Raw genomic sequence first — 17,579 nt, 5'->3', positions numbered from 1 at the left:
CCCAACTCGCCGCATCAGGTGTGGCGAATCTGACCTGTCATCAGAACGAGAAAATCATGTTTAAACCGGAACTCCTTTCCCCGGCGGGAACGCTGAAAAATATGCGTTACGCTTTCGCTTATGGCGCCGATGCCGTTTATGCTGGCCAGCCGCGTTACTCTCTGCGCGTGCGCAACAATGAATTCAACCACGAAAACCTGCAGCTGGGCATCAATGAAGCTCATCAGCAGGGCAAAAAATTCTACGTGGTGGTCAATATCGCGCCGCATAACGCCAAGCTGAAAACCTTCATTCGCGATCTCAAACCGGTGGTGGATATGGGGCCGGACGCGCTGATCATGTCCGATCCAGGTTTAATCATGCTGGTGCGCGAGCACTTCCCCGAGATGCAGATCCACCTGTCAGTACAGGCCAACGCCGTAAACTGGGCGACGGTTAAATTCTGGCAGCAGATGGGCCTGAGCCGGGTGATTCTTTCCCGCGAGCTGTCGCTGGATGAAATTGCCGAGATCCGCAGCCAGGTTCCCGAGATGGAAATTGAGATTTTCGTCCATGGCGCCCTGTGTATGGCCTACTCCGGCCGCTGCCTGCTCTCTGGCTATATCAACAAGCGCGACCCGAACCAGGGCACCTGCACCAACGCCTGCCGCTGGGAATATAACGTTTCGGAAGGCAAAGAAGATATCGTCGGCAACATCGTCCACCAGCAGGAGCCGATTCCGGTTCAGACCGTCGAGCCAACTCTGGGCGTCGGTGCACCGACCGACAAAGTGTTTATGATTGAGGAAGCAAAACGTCCGGGCGAATACATGACCGCCTTCGAAGACGAACACGGCACCTACATCATGAACTCCAAGGACCTGCGCGCCATTGCGCACGTTGAACGCCTGACCCAAATGGGCGTGCATTCGCTGAAAATCGAAGGCCGAACCAAATCCTTCTACTACTGTGCGCGTACCGCTCAGGTTTACCGCAAAGCCATCGACGATGCCGCCGCCGGCAAACCGTTTGATGAAAGCCTGCTGGAAACTCTGGAAGGGCTGGCCCACCGCGGCTATACCGAAGGCTTCCTGCGCCGTCATACCCATGACGACTACCAGAACTACGAGTACGGCTATTCCCTCTCCGAACGCCAGCAGTTTGTCGGTGAATTTACCGGCGAGCGCAATGGTCAACTGGCGGCCGTCGCGGTGAAAAATAAGTTCTCCGTCGGTGACAGCCTGGAACTGATGACGCCGCAGGGCAATGTCAATTTCACCCTCGAACATATGGTGAATGCCAAAGGCGAAGCGATGCCGGTCGCCCCTGGCGATGGCTACACCGTCTGGCTGCCGGTTCCGGAAGAGATGGAGCTGCAATACGCGCTGCTGATGCGTAACTTTACCGGACAGAGCACCCGTAACCCGCACGGCAACTAAGGTACCCGAATAATTCGAGCTGCAGGCGGAGGCCGAGGAGCAAAGCCAACGCAAATGCAACTCGAATTATTTAGGGTTTAGTAGGGTTATTTTTTCACGGAACAAAGATATTAGAAACGGATCACACACCGCTTCGCTTGAAGCGGGTATCATCCAGTCTGCTGAAAAACATAACCCATAAATGCTAGCTGTACCAGGAACCACCTCCTTAGCCTGCGTAATCTCCCTTACGCGGGCTTATTTTTTTGCCCTCTGCCACAACCCAGGCCTGTCGTACTTCTCACCATAAGTGGCGCAAAATATCCATCCCCGGCGTCATGCGGTACACTTTCTGCATCTTGTGCAAAAAGGAAGCCATACCCATGTCCACGTTTCCAGCCAGCTTACTGATTCTCAACGGCAAAGGGGCGAACGATCCCCAGCTACGTGAAGCAATCACCCTGTTACGCGAAGAAGGCGTCGACATCCATGTCCGCGTGACCTGGGAAAAAGGCGATGCCGTCCGGTATGTCGACGAGGCCATACAGCTTGAGGTCGGCACGGTGATTGCTGGCGGCGGTGATGGCACCATCAATGAAGTCGCCACCGCGCTGGTCCAGCGTGAATGTCAGGCCGCACTCGGAATTTTGCCGCTGGGTACTGCCAACGACTTCGCCACCAGCGTCGGCATCCCGCAGGATTTAGCCAGCGCGCTGAAGCTGGCAATTGTTGGCCGTGAAGTGGCGATAGACGTCGCGCGGGTTAACGACAAGACCGGCTTTATTAATATGGCCACCGGCGGTTTTGGTACCCGGATCACCACCGAAACGCCGGAAAAACTTAAAGCCGCGCTCGGCGGCATCTCCTATCTGATTCATGGCCTGATGCGCATGGATACCCTGAAGCCCGACCGCTGCGAAATTCGCGGCGAGAACTTCAGCTGGCAAGGGAACGCGCTGGTGATCGGTATCGGCAACGGTCGTCAGGCCGGCGGCGGCCAGCAGCTTTGCCCGCAGGCGCTGATTAACGACGGCCTGCTGCACGTGCGGGTCTTTACCGGCGAAGAGCTCCTTCCGGCGCTGTTCACCACCCTGGCGAACCCCGACAACTCCCCGAACCTGGTGGATGGCGTATCGTCATGGTTTGAGATTTCCGCCCCCCATGAGATGACTTTTAACCTCGACGGTGAACCGCTCAGCGGCACACATTTCCGCATGGAAGTGCTGCCCGGTGCCCTGCGCTGCCGCCTGCCGCCGGACTGTGCATTGCTGAAATAACACAAATTGTGCCGGTGCCTCATCCCTGATGCACCGGCACACTCCTCAGTAGGCGGCCACTTCGCGCGCCATCTCCCGGGTATAGCGCTGGCTGGCGGTAACCAGCATTTGCGTATAGGCCGTCTGCGCATCACCGTTGACCAGGGCATCCACCGTCAGCGTCTCAAGGATTTTGCCGTGCTGCATCACCGCCACCTTCTGGCACAGATGCGCTATCACCCCTAAATCATGAGTCACCATCAGATAGGTTAAGCGGGACTCCTGCTGCAGCTCCGCCAGCAGGTTGAGGATTTCGGCCTGCACAGATACGTCCAGCGCCGAGGTCGGCTCATCCAGCAGCAGCACCTGCGGCTCCAGAATCAGCGCCCGGGCGATAGCCACTCGCTGGCGCTGACCGCCGGAAAGCTGGTGCGGATAACGGTCACGAAAAGCGCGGTTCAGCCCCACCCGATCCAGCAGGGTATTCACCCGCCGGTCGCGATCGCCGACGCCGTGGATCTGCAGCGGCTCTTCGAGGATATCGCCGATGGTATGCCGAGGATGCAGCGATCCGTAGGGATCCTGAAACACCATCTGCACCTGCCGACAGCGCTCGCGGCGAATCTGATGATCCAGCGCGTGACCGTCAATCGACAGCGCGCCCTGCCAGTGGGTGAACAGCCCCGCCAGGCACTTCAGCACGGTGGTCTTTCCGGAACCAGACTCTCCCACCAGCCCATAAATCTCCCCCGGCTGCACCTGAAAACTGACGTCATACAGCACCTGGTTACGCTTCTCGCCTTCGCCAAACACCAGGTTCAGGTTGTTAACTTCAATCATCATCCGCTCCTTATTCCGTAAGCCAGCTGGCCTGGCGCTGTAGCACCGGCAGCACCGGGCGACGATGTTGCATATCCGGTAACGCGTTAATCAGCCCCTGTGTGTAGGGATGGCGGGCGTTATCGAGTTCGTTGGCCGCAATGGACTCCACCACCCGTCCGGCGTACATCACCAGCACCCGGTCGCAAAAGCTGCGCACCAGGTTGATGTCGTGGCTGATAAAAATCAGCCCCAGCCCGCGCGACTTGACGAGGTCATCGAGCAGCCCCAGCACCTGCAGGCGCACGGAGACGTCCAGCGCCGACGTCGGTTCATCGGCGATGATCAGCTCCGGATCGGTGATTAACATCATGGCGATCATGATCCGCTGCCCCTGGCCGCCGGAAATCTCGTGCGGATACAGGCGATAGACCCGCTGCGGATCGCGGATACGCACGACGTCCAGCATCTCCAGCGCCTTGGTTCTGGCCTGCGCTTTACGCCCGGGGTTGTGGGTCAGCCAGGCTTCGGCCACCTGATCCCCGACGCACACCACCGGGTTCAGCGAGTATTTCGGGTCCTGCATAATCATCGAGATGCGCTTGCCGCGGATGGTGCGCATTTGCGCTTCGCTCTGCTGGCGCAAATCGATATCGCCAAACTGCATGCGGCTGGCGGTGATCCGCGCCTTTTTCGGGTGCAGATGCAGCAGCGCCCGCCCGACGGTGGATTTTCCCGAGCCGGACTCCCCGACGATCGCCAGTTTTTCCCGACCCAGCTGGAAGGTGACGCCGCGCACCGCGTGGGTCACCGCGCCGCCGTTGACAAAATCGACGCACAGATCGCCGACGTCGAGTAGTGGTGCATTATTCGCTGCGAGGATCGAGGATGTCACGTAAGCCATCTCCTAAGAAGTTGAATGCCAGGCTGTTAATCAGAATCGCCAGCCCCGGAATCGTTACTACCCACCAGCACTCCATCATGTAGGTGCGACCGCTGGAGATCATCGCCCCCCACTCCGGCTCCGGCGGCTGTGCGCCAAGGCCGAGGAAGCCCAGACCGGCGGCGGTCAAAATAATCCCGGCCATATTCATGGTGATGCGGATAATTACCGACGGCAGGCACAGCGGGACGATGTGTTTCCACAGCACCCGCGCCGGAGAAGCGCCCTGCAAACGCACGGCGGAGATAAAATCCGCCTGGCGCAGCGACAGAGTTTCAGCCCTTGCCAGACGCGCAATCGGCGGCCACGCGGTCAGGGTGATGGCAATCACCACATGCTCCAGCCCCGGCCCTAATGCCGCCACAAACGCCAGCGCCAGCACCAGGCTCGGGAAGGAGATGAAGATATCGGTCACCCGCATCAGCACCATATCCACCTTGCCGCCGAAGTAACCGGCGCTCACCCCCAACAGCAGGCCCAGCGGCCCAACGGTGACCGACACCAGCAGCACGATATACAGGGTGATCCGCGAACCGTAGACCAGGCGGCTGAAGATATCGCGGCCAAACTCATCGGTGCCGAACCAGTGTTGAGAATCCGGCGCGCTGAGCGCATTGTTCAGGTCCTGAACCAGCGGGTTGTAGGGGGCGATCCACGGGGCGAAGATTGCCACGATCAGCAGCAGGCTGATAATCCCGCCGCCCACCGCTGTCAGCGGATTGCACGCCATTTTACCGATGAATCCGGCACCCCACGCCAGGGTACGCATGACCCGCCGGCGGCCTTCAGTACCGCCGCGTTGCAGCGGCGTCTCCAGAGAAACGGTCATGATTTGGTCCTCGGGTCAAAGCATTGATACAACATGTCAGAGAGCAGGTTGAGCATGACGAAGATCACCCCGACCAGCAGCACGCAGCCCATCACCGCATTCATGTCGCCCAGCAACAGGCTGCCGGTCAGATAGGAGCCGAAGCCCGGCCACGAGAAGACGGTTTCAATCAGCACCGCCCCTTCCAGCAAGGCGCCGTAGGCCAGCGCCACCACGGTGAGCAACTGCACCAGGATATTGCGGAACGCGTGATTCCAGATAACCTGGCGCTCGGTTAAGCCCTTCACCCTGGCGGTGATAATGAACTCCTGAGACAGTTGCGCCAGCATAAAGCTGCGGGTCATGCGGCTGATGTAGGCCAGCGAGTGAAAGCCCAGTAAAGAAGCCGGCAGAATCAGGTGGTTGATGGCGTTCCAGAACACCTGACTGTTGCCCGCCAGCAGCGCGTCGACGGTCATCAGCCCGGTGCGGCGCGGCACGATGCCGTCGAGGCCGAGATCCACCCGCCCGGCACCACCGACCCATCCCAGCCAGGCATAGAACACCAGCAGCCCCACCATCCCGACCCAGAAGATCGGCGTCGAATAGCCAGCGAGGCTGATAATACGTACCACGTAATCGCTCAGGCTGTTGCGCCGCGCCGCCGCCAGCACGCCCAGCGGAATACCGAGGCCAGCGCCGACGATAATCGCCATGGTCGCCAGCTCCATGGTGGCCGGGAAGACGCGGATAATATCGTCCATCACCGGTTTACCGGTCAGCAACGCATTGCCTAAATCGCCGTGCATCAGGTTGTAGAAGTAGATCGCAAACTGCGTGGGCAGCGAGCGGTCAAAGCCCATCTGCTGATAGACCTGTTGATAGGTGCTCTGATCGGCATCCGGGCCAACAATCGCCAGCACCGGATCGATGGGCATCACCCGACCGATGGTGAAGGTCAGCAGCAGCAGGCCAAACAGGGTGATCGCAACCTGCAGCAGACGGGTTGAAAAGCGCCGGGCGCGAGAGCCGGGGGAAAACAGCATGGTGCTCATCCTTTCTCTCCTTCGCTGACTTTATAGACGTCGCGTAAAAAAGTGGTGGCGGAGGGGTGCGGCTGATAGTCCTTGACCTCATGACGCACCACCACCGAATCCACCATTTGTGACAACGGGATCAGGGCCGGCACCAGCTGATCGTAGCGGGTCTGAATCGCCTGGTAGTCAGCGACCTGTTTTTGCGGATCGCGTTCGAGCAACGCGCGGTCGATCATCTCGTTGAGCGGCTTATCGTAGAAACCGGTACGCCAGCCCTGGAAGTTGGTCAGCCGGGCGGCATCGCTGTTATCCGGGTTGTAGACCAGCGCGCGCAGGCTGGAGTGCGGATGCGGCTCCATGCCGCTGCCGCCGCGGCCCACCAGCAGGTCGAACTGACGCTCGCGCATCGCGCCGTAGATCTGGTTGCCGGTACCGGTGATGATTTTGGCGTTAATGCCCGCCTGCATCAGCGTCGACTGTACGGCGATAGCAATATTGAGGAACGGCTGGTCGGACAGTACCCGCAAGGTGGTGTCAAACCCCTCGGGATAGCCGGCTTCGGCCAGTAGTTTTTTCGCCCGAGGAATATCCAGCCGATAGCCAGGGTCCGGCAGCGTCGAGGGCATTCCAGCTTTGATTGGGCGCTGATGCAACACGCCATAGCCCGGCATCAGCGCTTTATTTATGCCCTGATAGTCAATCAGATAGCGCAGCGCCTCACGCACTTTCGGGTTCGCGAAATGCGGCTCCTTCATGCTCATCGCCACGTAGTACATCGTCCCGCGCTGGACCGCATCGATGCTCAGGGCCGGGTCATGGCGCAGTGCATTGATATCCGACACCGCCATATTGCTGGCAATATCCAGATCGCCCTTCTCAACCATCAGACGCAGCGTTTGCGACTCCTGGAAATGGCGCAGCACCACCCGGCTCATCTTCGCCTCACCGCGCCAGTAGTTCGGGTTACGCTGCATGCGAAGGACGTCTTTGGCCTGCCAGGTTTCCAGCATAAACGGCCCGGAACCGGCTTCGTGGGTGGTCAGCCAGCGGTTGCCCCAGTCGTTATCCTTCTCGTGGCTTTGCACCGTTTTGCTGTCGAGCACGCCGAGATTGCCCAGCGCGCCCAGCGAGTAAAGCACCAGTTGCGGATCGTTGGCTTTCGGCAGAGCGATTTGCAGGGTGTAGTCATCCAGCGCCGTCACCTGCTTATCGATGTTATCTTTGCTAAAGCCGTACGATTTCCACACCGAGGCCTGGGCAAGATTGAGGTGCAGGATACGCCGCATCGACCACACCGCATCCGCGGCGGTGAGCGGGTTACCCGAGTGAAATTTTACGTCCTTGCGCAGGTGGAAAGTCAGGGAACTGCCGTCCGGGGCAATGTCCCAGGACTCCGCCAGCGCCGGGCGCACATGGGTCAGCTGCTGCGGGTCGAGCTCCACCAGCGAATCGTAGAGGTTTACCACGATCCCCACCACTTCGTTGCCGGTCATCGCCGCCGGGTCGAGGGTAAGCAGGTTATTCATGTTCATGCCGATAATGAGCTGGTCGGGCGGCGTTTTGGCGTACGCCCCCCCACCCCCCATACTTATGGCGAGCGCGAGTAAACACGCTCCCATCAGGGAAGTTCTTTTCATGTCGGTATCGCCTGTAGGGTATGCCCGCCGTCGCTCATGCCTGCGGTTACGCTGCACGAGCAAGGAGGGCTGGTTTTATTGTTATAGGGTGCTGCTGGTTATGACTCAGTCGTGGCTGACGGTATGCGCTTCAATCCAGTTAAAGTTGATATCTTCGCCAAGACCCGGACGCTGGGACAAATGCACAAAGCCCTCGTCGTCCATCGGGTCGACGATGCTGTTCAGGTACGCCGCCGGCTGGTCATAATCGAGGAACGGGTGCAGTAAACCGCGCTCGTACCAGCGACAGTTGCGGATCGCCCCGACCACCGCAAGGCTCGCGGCGCCGTTGCCGTGAACTTCGCAATCCATGCCGAAGGATTCCGCCAGCGCCGCCACCTTCATGGTTGGCGTAATCCCGCCCACGCCATTAGCCCCGGCACGCAGAATGTCGCAGGCGCCGGCCTTGACCCACTCCGCACGCATATGGTGTTTGCCGCCGAAGCTTTCCGGGCCGACGATCGGGATGGTCAGATTTTCAGCCAGCCAGGCGTAGGACGACATCGAGTCCTCTTCCATCGGCTCTTCAAACCACGCGAAGTCGAGTTTTTCCAGCTCCTTACCGATCCATAACGCCTCGGCGCGGCTGTACCAGTGGTAGCCGTCGATCATTAAATCAATGTCTGGCCCCACCGCTTCCCGCACCGCCGCGCAGGCTTTGATATCCATTTTCGGGTTCGGCGCAAAGGAGACCGGCGGCATCCAGGTATGCAGCTTGATGGCTTTGTAACCACGGGCGACCAGTTTTTCCGCGAAGGCCGCGTACTCCTGCGGCGTGGAGAGCCCGCCAGGCAGATCGTCGCCGCACATGGTGCTGCCGTAGGCCGGTACCTTATCGCGATAGCCGCCAAGCAGCTTATAGACCGGCATATTGAGTTTGCGGCCAATCAGATCCCACAGCGCCTGCTCGATAAACGACAACGCACGTTCCGTCAGCTGATGCGCGCTGCCGCGCTGCCAGTGGTTGAGATCCTGCCAGATGCGCTCACGGTTAAAGGGGTCCTGCCCCACCAGCACTTTGCGAAAGAAGGTATTCACCACAAACGGCCGCACGATTTCCGGCGGCGAGAAGGAGAAGCCCTGGCTGCCGTCATCGGCAGTAATGGTCAGCATGGCCATTTTCGCCATGCTCTCCGCCCCGGGATGAGAGTGCCCGGCGCTGTCGGAGACCCGACGGGTGGGATACTCAAAAACGGTCACGTTTACAGATTCAATTTTCATTATTAGTCCTTAGTACAGAGCACCTGAACGCATTCACCTGAAATGGGCGCAACAGAGTAAATCCGGAAAAACGGGCTCGTTTAATTGAAAAAGCGTTTCAATTACTAATCTAAGCACAATTTTGTAACACTTCCTCGGACAAATTCCGCTAAGCAACGGCAGAAATTTGGGCATTGGCACGACAAAGCGTGATTGTTTTCACAAAAGAGGGGCGAAATGTGATGGCGGTCGACAGGGAGTTTGAGAGCGGTGAGCGCAGTACGATGGGACGAACAGACCGTTTACATCGCCAGGGATGCTGCGCTCACCAGAAGGGTCGTTATCCTGCGGCCAGCACCGGTTCAGATTGCCGCTGCAGCCACTCGGTTAACGAATGATGACGGGCCACGGCGCCGTTAAAGCGCGGATTCTGGCAATCCGGCGCCACAACCACCGTTGGAATACCTGCCGCCTGCGCGGCACAAAAACCATGATAGCTGTCTTCAAACACCAGGCACTGTCCGGCGCTCAGGCCGAGTCTGCGCAGAGTTGACAGGTAGACCGCCGGATGCGGTTTTCCCCACTCATCGTCATCGGCGCTGGAAATCACGTCAAAGTACGGCCGCAGGGACAGCTTATCCAGTACCGCAGAAATCACCTGATGTGACGACGAGGTCGCCAGCGCAATGCGGTAACCCTGCTGGCGCGCATAGGCGAAGACCTCGTTAACGCCGCGCATCGCCTGGCCTTCTGCGGCGATCAGTCCGGTGATGCGGCCTAAAATGAGCGGCTCCAGCTGGTCAGGAGTTAGCGCCAGCCGGCAGTGCTGACACCACACCCGGGCAATGTCATCCAGCCGTTTGCCCTTGGTCAGGGCTTCGCATTCGCTCTCGCTGACCGTGGCGCCCAGGCTGGCCAGCGCCTCCCTTTGCGCCCGGCGCCACAGCGCTTCTGAATCAATAATGACGCCATCCATGTCAAAAATAACCGCTTTCATGCTTATCTTCTCTCTTCTGACCGGGCGGATATGACCGCCATATCCACCCGGTAACGACAATCAGGAAAACTCGGCGCGCCTGGCGGCAGAGTCCGGCTCAATGGTAAAGCCCGGCTGCTCAACGCGGATAAACGCGCAGAGGAAAAAGGCCAGCACGTACAGTGCGGTGTAGGCCACCACCACGCCGATGGTGCTGAAGTATGGCAGTAACACTACCGCAATGGCCGGTGCCAGGAAGTTGGACAGCCCTGCCGACAGGTTATAAACCGAGATGGCCGCCCCTTTGTGCTTCGGCTCCAGCGCCGGGAATACCGCCGCCATCGGTACAAACGCCGCCACAAAAATCCCCAGCGCAATCGCCGGTATCAACGCCATCGCGAAGTTATGCCCGAAGTGCTGCGGAATGTAGTAAAACGCCAGGCTCGACAGCGCCATCCCGATACAGCCAAACCAGCGCACCACCCGGATCCAGCCCAGTTTTTCACCGAGGATCCCCCACAGCACGTTGGAGAAAATAGTGGTGAAGAAGAACGCCGCCCACACCTGGAGCCACTCTGAGGTGGTAAAGCCCAGCTCATCAACAAACATCAGCGGCATAATTACCGCAAAACCAAACAGCGACAGGGTGTTGATGATCCGCACCATACTGGAGAGCAAAATATTGCGGTTGGTATAGAGCAGCGTCGCCGCGCGGCCAAGCTCGGCAAACTTCTCGCGGGTGGTGAGATTTTGCATATGCCGCGGCGTCTCAATGTGGCGCAGCGATACCAGGGCGACGATGCCGCCGGTCACGCAGAACACCAGCGCCAGCCATAACGTACCCAGTTCACCAATATGCGGGATCGTAAAGCTCGGAATATAGCTGCCGAACACGCCAATCCCGATGGAATAGACCGCCCAGAACCAGCCCAACGCCGAACTGGCGCCTTCGCTCTTCACGTTATGGATGATGGCGACGATAAAAGAGTAGAGGAACAGCGGATAGGCAAAGCCACGAATGCCGTAGAACAACAGGATCAGCGGATAGTTGGCATGCCCGAGGCCGAATACCAGGAACAGCACATGGAACGCGCACCACAACACGAAGCCAATCAGCATCGTTTTTTGCGGGGTGATAATTTCGGCGACCACACCCGAGATCCACGCCGATAACGCGGCGGCAAGGCCATACAGCGTAAAGGCGAAGGAGGCCTGGGCCGGCGTAAAGCCCAGCTCCTTGATGTAGTGTGACAGGAAAGCCAGTTCAAACCCGTCGCCGGTCATGAACACGGCGATAGCGATGTATCCCCATATCAGATTCAGCGGCAAACCGAACCACTGGTTGTTATTCACGGACATAATGACCTCGTTTTTAGGGTGCAGAGAAGCAACTCCGGTGAAAGCACCGGAGGGTTTTTATTATTAAAATCAATGATGTCTATAATTCAGGTCGGTCAGATATAACGATTTAAACTGTGCATAGCGCTGCATCAGCGCGTGGTGACGCTCGGGCGCGGCGCGCCATGTCTGGTAGACCTCCGGCTTTTCGCACACCTCGGCCAGCGGTTTACCGACTGCCAGACAGGCCAGCCTCGCCGCCCCCAGCGCGCCGCCGGTTTCACCGCCTTTGTGGGTGACCACCGGCATGTTGAGGATATCGGCCAGCAGCTGCGCCCAGAAGGGACTGCGGGCGCCGCCGCCCACCAGCGAGCACTGTGTAATTTGCGTGCCGCTCTCTTTCAGCACCTGCAAACCATCGTTAATGCCGAAACTCACCCCTTCCAGCACCGCGTAGCCCAGCTGGGCACGCAGGCTGGCGTGCGTCATCCCCCAAAACATCCCTCGCGCGTCAGGATCGTTATGCGGCGTGCGCTCCCCGGAGAGATAGGGCAGGAACATCGGCGCGTTGGCCTTTTCCGCCTCGCTGAGCTGGGCGATCTCCTCCAGCAGCGCCACTTCGGTGGTGCTGGTTAAGCGGCAGAACCACTGCAGGCAGCTGGCGGCGCTGAGCATCACGCTCATCTGATGCCACAGGTTGGGCAGCACATGGCAGAAAGCATGCACCGCCGACTGGGGCGCCGGACGGTAGGCGTCGGTAACCACAAACAGCACCCCGGAGGTGCCGAGGGAGATAAACGCATCTCCCGGCGAAACCGCACCAACGCCAATGGCGCTGACTGCGTTATCGCCCCCGCCGCCGGCCACCACCACCGAAGCATTTAATCCCCAGCGCGCCGCTACCTGCGGGTCGAGCGTGGCGGAAACCTCACAGCCTTCGACCAGCGCCGGCATATGGCTTCGCGACAGGCCGCACTTATCCAGCAGTCCATCGGACCAGTCGCGTTTCGCCACGTCCAGCCACAGCGTCCCGGCGGCATCGGACATATCAGAAATTTTTTGCCCGCTCATTTTGTAGCGCAGATAGTCCTTCGGCAGCATCACTGTGGCCGTGCGCTGAAAGTTTTCCGGCTCGTGACGGCGTACCCACAGCAGTTTCGGTGCGGTGAAGCCCGGCATCGCCAGGTTCCCGGCCACCTGATGCAGTTCGGGTGCCATCTCCTCAAGCTCGCGGCACTCCTGCGCGCAGCGGGTGTCGTTCCACAAAATCGCCGGGCGGATCACCTCCCCGCGGCTATCCAGCAGCACTGCGCCATGCATCTGCCCGGAGAGGCCGATGGCCTTAATTGCTGACCAGTGGCCGGCGCATTTCTCCCGCAGCGTAGCAATCAGGTATTCCGTCGCCTCCCACCAGGCCTGCGGCGCCTGCTCTGACCAATGCTGATGGGGCCGCTGAATGCTCAGCGGCGCGCTATGGCTGGCAACAACATCATTGTTCTCATCAATGACCAGCGCTTTGACTTCCGACGTTCCGAGATCGATTCCTAAATACATCGCGCGCTCCTATTGCATCAGTGAATAGACTGCCGCCACTTTCTCGCGCAGCAGGACCAGGAAATCATCCCGCTCGCACAGGGAGCCAAACAGCGCCCGGTCTTTGGCATAGCAGGCAATGGGGTCGCTGGATTCGAACATCTCGTGCACCGCCTGAGCATCAAGAATGCCGTCCTGGTACTCGTAAGGCAGAGTGCCTTTGTGCCACTGCTCCATAAACACGAAGAACAGCGCCGGCAGCATGGCGGTGGCCTCCGGGCGAGCGCCGCGCTGGTAGCATTCCTGTAACGTCGGGGCGATCATCGCCGGAATTTTCGAGAAGCCATCCGCCGCCACCCGCTGGTTGGTGTCCTGGATGTACGGGTTGGTAAAGCGCTTAAGCACTACATCGCGGTAAGTCGCCAGGTCGATCCCGTTATCTCCCAGGCACGGGATCACATCTTCGGTGACGTAGCGGTCGGCGATGGCGTAGATAAAATCGGTCAGGGTGCTCTCATGGATATAGCGCTGGCCGATCAAGGTTCCGGCCCACGCGATGCAGCTGTGGGAGGCGTTCAGAATGCGGATTTTCGCCTCTTCGTAAGGAATGACCGACGCGACCATCTCCACGCCGACAGCTTCAAGGTCCGGACGCACATCGCGGAAATTATCTTCAACCACCCACTGAATAAAGGTTTCGCCCATCACCGGCGCACGATCGTCGATGCCGGTTTGCGCTTTAATGCGCGCCGGCAGATCCGCCGCCGGGCGCGGCGTGATGCGGTCAACCATGGTGTTCGGGCAGGTCGCATTCTCCGCCAGCCACGCAATCACCGCCTGCTTGCCGGTTAACTGCAGGAACTCCACCAGCCCGTCATGAAAACGTTCGCCGTTGTGGCGCACGTTATCGCAGTTGAGCAGCGTCAGCGGTCCGGCATTGTCGGCCATCCGCTTTTCCAGAATGCGCGCAATGGTGCCATAAATGGTGGCGCAGCCGCCCTGCAGGTCGGACTGGAGATCCGGGTTGCTGGTTTCCAGCTTATGGCTGGTGTTCAGGTAGTACCCACCTTCGGTCACGGTGAAGGCAATGACTTTGGTCTGCGGCTGCGCCCCTTCGGCAATCAGCGGTTGCAGGTCAGCCTGCCACGGCAGCAGTTTTTGAATCGAGGTGATCTCTTCGTATTCGCGCTCCCCGTCCGGGCTGACAGTTTCCAGCACATAGCGCCCGTTTTGCGCCGCCAGCGCCTGCACCACCTGCTCGGCATCCTGCCGGATATTCCCGGCAGCGATATGCCAGCGCCGATCGCCCCCGGCAATCAGACGATGGAGATACCACGCCTGATGCGCACGATGAAAAGAACCCAGACCGATGTGAAGCCACGTGTATTGCTGATTCATATGCTGATCTCCTTGAGTGTATGCGGCCACTGTAGATGATCATTAGACCTAATTAAGAGCGATAGATCACAAAAGATCAATTGACCATTAAAATTACAAATGACCAAATCAGAGCAAAAGCTTGCCTGTTTATAAAACCGCAGCGAAAATGCGGTGATAAGGGTTTACCGGCAATCACGCCGGCTGGACAGGCTTAAGGCAGGGGATCATGGGTAAAGAAGATGACATCAGGCTGGATCAGAAGGTCCGCGCGGCATGGATGTACTACATTGCCGGGCTCAATCAAAGCGAGATAGCCAGCCAGCTGGGCACCTCAAGGCCGGTGGTCCAGCGCATGATCGCCGCCGCCAAAGAAGAGGGCATCGTCTCCATTGGCCTCCACCACCCGGTGGCGAACTGCCTCGACTATGCGCAGCTGCTACAGGAAAAATATCAGCTGATCGCCTGCAATATCGTCCCCGCCTGGAGCGAAGAGAGCACTCTGGAGAGCGTCTCCTTCGGCTGCTATCAGCTGATGGCCCGCTATCTGCAGGACGATAAAGCGAAAATTATCGGCATCGGCTCCGGGCTGACGCTGAAAAAAACCATGCAGCGCATCGACTTTGACAGCCTGAATACCCGTTGCGTGGCGCTAATCAGCGCCATGGATGCCGACGGGCAGTGTAACTACTACGATGATGTTCCTCTGCTGCTGGCGCGTAAAATTCAGGCTAAATACTATCAATGGCCCGCGCCGCGCTATGCGCAAACGGTGGATGAACATGAGATGTGGTGCACCAGCCGCCTGTTCCGCAACGTTTCAGGGGTGGCGCAGCAGGCGGACGTGATTTTCGTCGGGATCGGCCCGCTGGGCACCAACAGTCCGATCTTTAAAGACGGTTTTATCAACCAGGCGCAGCTGGACGAGCTGACGGCCCAGGGAGGCATCGGCGAGATCCTTGGCCGCTTTATCGATGCCGAAGGCGGCGTGGTGGCGAGCGATATCAACCGGATGATCACCAGCTACGATATTCGCCAGAATCAGTGCCCGCGCATCGCGGTTGCCTGCGGCGAGTACAAGCGCCCGGCGATCCTCGCGGCGCTGAAAGGCGGCTGGATCAACGGCCTGGTTACCGATGAGCACACCGCGCGCTGGTTGCTGACCCGCTAGCGGCAGGCGCTCAGAGATGTTCGCGACTGTCGATCAGCAGCGGCGGGATTTCAATCAGCCGTTTGCTGGCGTCGTCGGCGTCGATAAGGCTAAACACCGCCTCCAGCATCGCCTGCACATTCTGCTGCACCATATCGATATCGTGGCCCAGCAGGAAGACAAACGGGTCCCAGTCAAAACAGCCCATCGGCGGCTGTTCGGTGCCGGTTAGCCCCCGCTGCGCCAGCCATCTGACCACCCCTTCAAGCGAGATCGTCGAGTTGACGAAAAAGCCCTGCAGGTGCGCCTCCCCGGCGCCGAAGCGGGCCTGCATGCAGGCTTCCACTTTGCCCTTTGAGTAACCGGGCGCGAGCACATTCTCTTCCGGCACCTCGATCCCTCGCTGCCGATGTGCATCGCGGAAACCGCGCAGACGTTCAAGGGTGTTGTGGTCGCTGCTGCGTCCGCCGACGAAAGTCAGCGGCGCCAGGGTACCGTGACGCCTCAGGCTGTTATCGAGGATTTTATCCGTCAGCGCTCTGGCCCCGGCGTAGTTATCGGAGATAACCGACGGAGCCAGCGTGCCCGGCAGATCGAGATTGACGGTGGGCACCCCCGCCTGCTGGCACAGTTCGGTGATAGTGTCCGGGTTGGTTGCCCCGGTCGCCACCACCCAGTCGACCTGCCAGGAGAGCATCGCTTTGACCGCTTCAATTTCCAGCTCCGGACGGCGGCGGGTACAGGTGATAATCGGCAGCAGGCCGCGCTCACGCGCCATCTCTTCGAAGCTTTCCACCACCGAGCCGAAGTAACGGTTATCGTATTTGGGAACGATCATGCCAATCACATTCGATTTTTTGCTACGCAGCATGCTCGCCTGACGGTTTATCGCATAGCCCTGCTCCTGGGCGATCTGCGTGACCTTTTCCGCCAGCTTTGCGCTGATGCGGCGCTTTTTCCAGTTGCCATTGAGGATCGCGCTCACCGCGCTTGCCGACACGCCGGATAATTCCGCCAGATCGTAGATAGTGATTTTTTTCATTTTCCCAACTTACGTCACAAATTCATTTCGCTGTTAATTTCCCCACTTGCTCAATCGATGAAGCTGGCGCTACATTGGCTTCATCGATTGAGCTACCACTATACTCCATACCGTATTGCGTCACTGATTGCTAACACTTCAGCATATACCAATAAATAGCGTTTAGATTCATTACGTTAACAATATTTCACGCACGATATCAACGCAGGCCCCACGCCTGGCGATGACCCGACAGATTGACCTAAACAGACTCAAAGAAGGATTATAAAATGAACCACTCTGTATCCTCTATGAATACTTCTCTCAACGGTAAAGTCGCTGCGGTCACCGGCGCCGCTTCCGGCATCGGTCTCGCCTGCGCCACCACCCTGCTCGCGGCGGGCGCCAAAGTCGTGCTGATCGACCGCGAAGGCGAAAAGCTGAATAAGATTGTGGCTGAACTTGGCGAAAATGCCTTTGCGCTCCAGGTTGATCTGATGCAGGGCGCGCAGGTCGACAACCTGCTGGCGGGCATTCTGGATCTCGCCGGCGGGCTGGATATTTTCCACGCCAACGCCGGCGCCTATATCGGCGGGCCGGTGGCGGAAGGCGACCCGGACGTCTGGGATCGTGTCCTGCATCTCAATACCAACGCCGCCTTCCGCTGCGTGCGCAGCGTCCTGCCGCATATGATCGCGCAGAAATCCGGCGATATTATCTTTACCAGCTCCATCGCCGGAGTGGTGCCGGTTATCTGGGAACCGATTTACACCGCCTCCAAATTTGCCGTGCAGGCCTTTGTGCACACCACCCGTCGCCAGGTGTCGCAGCATGGCGTGCGGGTCGGGGCCGTCTTGCCGGGCCCGGTGGTAACCGCCTTGCTCGATGACTGGCCAAAAGAAAAAATGGAAGAGGCGCTGGCGAATGGCAGCCTGATGCAGCCCATTGAAGTGGCCGAATCGGTGCTGTTTATGGTGACCCGCTCGAAAAACGTCACCGTTCGCGATCTGGTCATCCTGCCTAACAGCGTGGATCTCTGAACATTAAC

15 protein-coding genes are annotated in these 17,579 nt (G+C 58.9%); 4 read left to right on the top strand and 11 right to left on the bottom strand.

Features of this window, described 5'->3' with window-relative positions:
- Positions 1-56: 56 nt before the first annotated feature.
- Both trhP and yegS read left to right on the top strand, forming a co-directional pair.
- Positions 57-1,418 carry a peptidase U32 family protein gene (gene trhP, locus ACMYSN_RS23245; RefSeq protein ID WP_462496319.1) on the top strand — a complete coding sequence of 454 codons (1,362 nt, stop codon included), beginning with the start codon at positions 57-59 and terminating at the stop codon, positions 1,416-1,418.
- A 362-nt stretch (positions 1,419-1,780) separates the two neighbouring features.
- Positions 1,781-2,674: a lipid kinase YegS gene (yegS, locus tag ACMYSN_RS23240; RefSeq protein WP_462496318.1), complete on the top strand. Its 894-nt coding sequence runs from the start codon at positions 1,781-1,783 to the stop codon at positions 2,672-2,674.
- A 45-nt stretch (positions 2,675-2,719) separates the two neighbouring features.
- Here yegS and ACMYSN_RS23235 read toward each other — a convergent pair whose 3' ends face one another.
- The 10 genes from ACMYSN_RS23235 to dalD all read right to left on the bottom strand — a co-directional run bounded on the left by ACMYSN_RS23235 (position 2,720) and on the right by dalD (position 14,381).
- Positions 2,720-3,493, bottom strand: coding sequence for an ABC transporter ATP-binding protein (locus ACMYSN_RS23235; RefSeq protein WP_462498320.1), 774 nt, complete (start codon positions 3,491-3,493; stop codon positions 2,720-2,722).
- Positions 3,494-3,503: 10 nt separating this feature from the next.
- Positions 3,504-4,367 carry an ABC transporter ATP-binding protein gene (locus ACMYSN_RS23230; RefSeq protein WP_462498319.1) on the bottom strand — a complete coding sequence of 288 codons (864 nt, stop codon included), beginning with the start codon at positions 4,365-4,367 and terminating at the stop codon, positions 3,504-3,506.
- Entirely contained in the window at positions 4,339-5,244 is a 906-nt protein-coding gene (locus ACMYSN_RS23225; protein ID WP_462496317.1) for an ABC transporter permease, read from the bottom strand. Before ACMYSN_RS23225 ends, ACMYSN_RS23230 begins: the two co-directional genes overlap by 29 nt.
- Positions 5,241-6,278, bottom strand: coding sequence for an ABC transporter permease (locus ACMYSN_RS23220; protein WP_123755094.1), 1,038 nt, complete (start codon positions 6,276-6,278; stop codon positions 5,241-5,243). The genes ACMYSN_RS23225 and ACMYSN_RS23220 overlap by 4 nt, the downstream gene beginning before the upstream one ends.
- Entirely contained in the window at positions 6,275-7,897 is a 1,623-nt protein-coding gene (locus tag ACMYSN_RS23215) for an ABC transporter substrate-binding protein (protein ID WP_462496316.1), read from the bottom strand. The genes ACMYSN_RS23220 and ACMYSN_RS23215 overlap by 4 nt, the downstream gene beginning before the upstream one ends.
- Before the next feature lie 105 nt (positions 7,898-8,002).
- Positions 8,003-9,157, bottom strand: coding sequence for a mandelate racemase family protein (locus ACMYSN_RS23210; protein WP_426617530.1), 1,155 nt, complete (start codon positions 9,155-9,157; stop codon positions 8,003-8,005).
- Positions 9,158-9,476: 319 nt separating this feature from the next.
- Positions 9,477-10,139 carry an HAD family hydrolase gene (locus tag ACMYSN_RS23205; RefSeq protein WP_462498318.1) on the bottom strand — a complete coding sequence of 221 codons (663 nt, stop codon included), beginning with the start codon at positions 10,137-10,139 and terminating at the stop codon, positions 9,477-9,479.
- 54 nt (positions 10,140-10,193) lie between these two features.
- The gene (locus ACMYSN_RS23200) at positions 10,194-11,471 is read right to left on the bottom strand and encodes an RbtT/DalT/CsbX family MFS transporter (RefSeq protein WP_462496315.1); all 1,278 of its coding nucleotides are present in this window, start codon (positions 11,469-11,471) and stop codon (positions 10,194-10,196) included.
- A 69-nt stretch (positions 11,472-11,540) separates the two neighbouring features.
- A complete protein-coding gene (xylB, locus tag ACMYSN_RS23195; protein WP_462496314.1) occupies positions 11,541-13,004 on the bottom strand; it encodes a xylulokinase in 1,464 nt (487 codons plus the stop codon).
- Between the two features lie 9 nt (positions 13,005-13,013).
- Entirely contained in the window at positions 13,014-14,381 is a 1,368-nt protein-coding gene (dalD, locus tag ACMYSN_RS23190) for a mannitol dehydrogenase family protein (RefSeq protein ID WP_462496313.1), read from the bottom strand.
- Positions 14,382-14,589: 208 nt separating this feature from the next.
- On the opposite strand from dalD, the gene ACMYSN_RS23185 reads away from it, so the two are divergent.
- Positions 14,590-15,531, top strand: coding sequence for a sugar-binding transcriptional regulator (locus tag ACMYSN_RS23185; protein WP_123755101.1), 942 nt, complete (start codon positions 14,590-14,592; stop codon positions 15,529-15,531).
- A gap of 10 nt (positions 15,532-15,541) precedes the next feature.
- Here ACMYSN_RS23185 and ACMYSN_RS23180 read toward each other — a convergent pair whose 3' ends face one another.
- The gene (locus ACMYSN_RS23180) at positions 15,542-16,552 is read right to left on the bottom strand and encodes a LacI family DNA-binding transcriptional regulator (RefSeq protein WP_462496312.1); all 1,011 of its coding nucleotides are present in this window, start codon (positions 16,550-16,552) and stop codon (positions 15,542-15,544) included.
- 269 nt (positions 16,553-16,821) lie between these two features.
- Between ACMYSN_RS23180 and ACMYSN_RS23175 the strand changes: the two genes are divergently transcribed.
- Positions 16,822-17,571 (top strand): SDR family oxidoreductase, encoded by a 750-nt coding sequence (locus ACMYSN_RS23175; RefSeq protein ID WP_174507887.1) that lies wholly within the window; start codon positions 16,822-16,824, stop codon positions 17,569-17,571.
- The last annotated feature ends 8 nt before the right edge of the window (positions 17,572-17,579 follow it).

Origin of the sequence: Klebsiella sp. R445 (assembly GCF_051131755.1) — a bacterium.
Classification (GTDB): Bacteria; Pseudomonadota; Gammaproteobacteria; order Enterobacterales; family Enterobacteriaceae; genus Klebsiella; species Klebsiella lignicola.
Note: the sequence above shows the minus strand (reverse complement) of the source record. Positions and strands in the feature narration are given on the sequence as shown.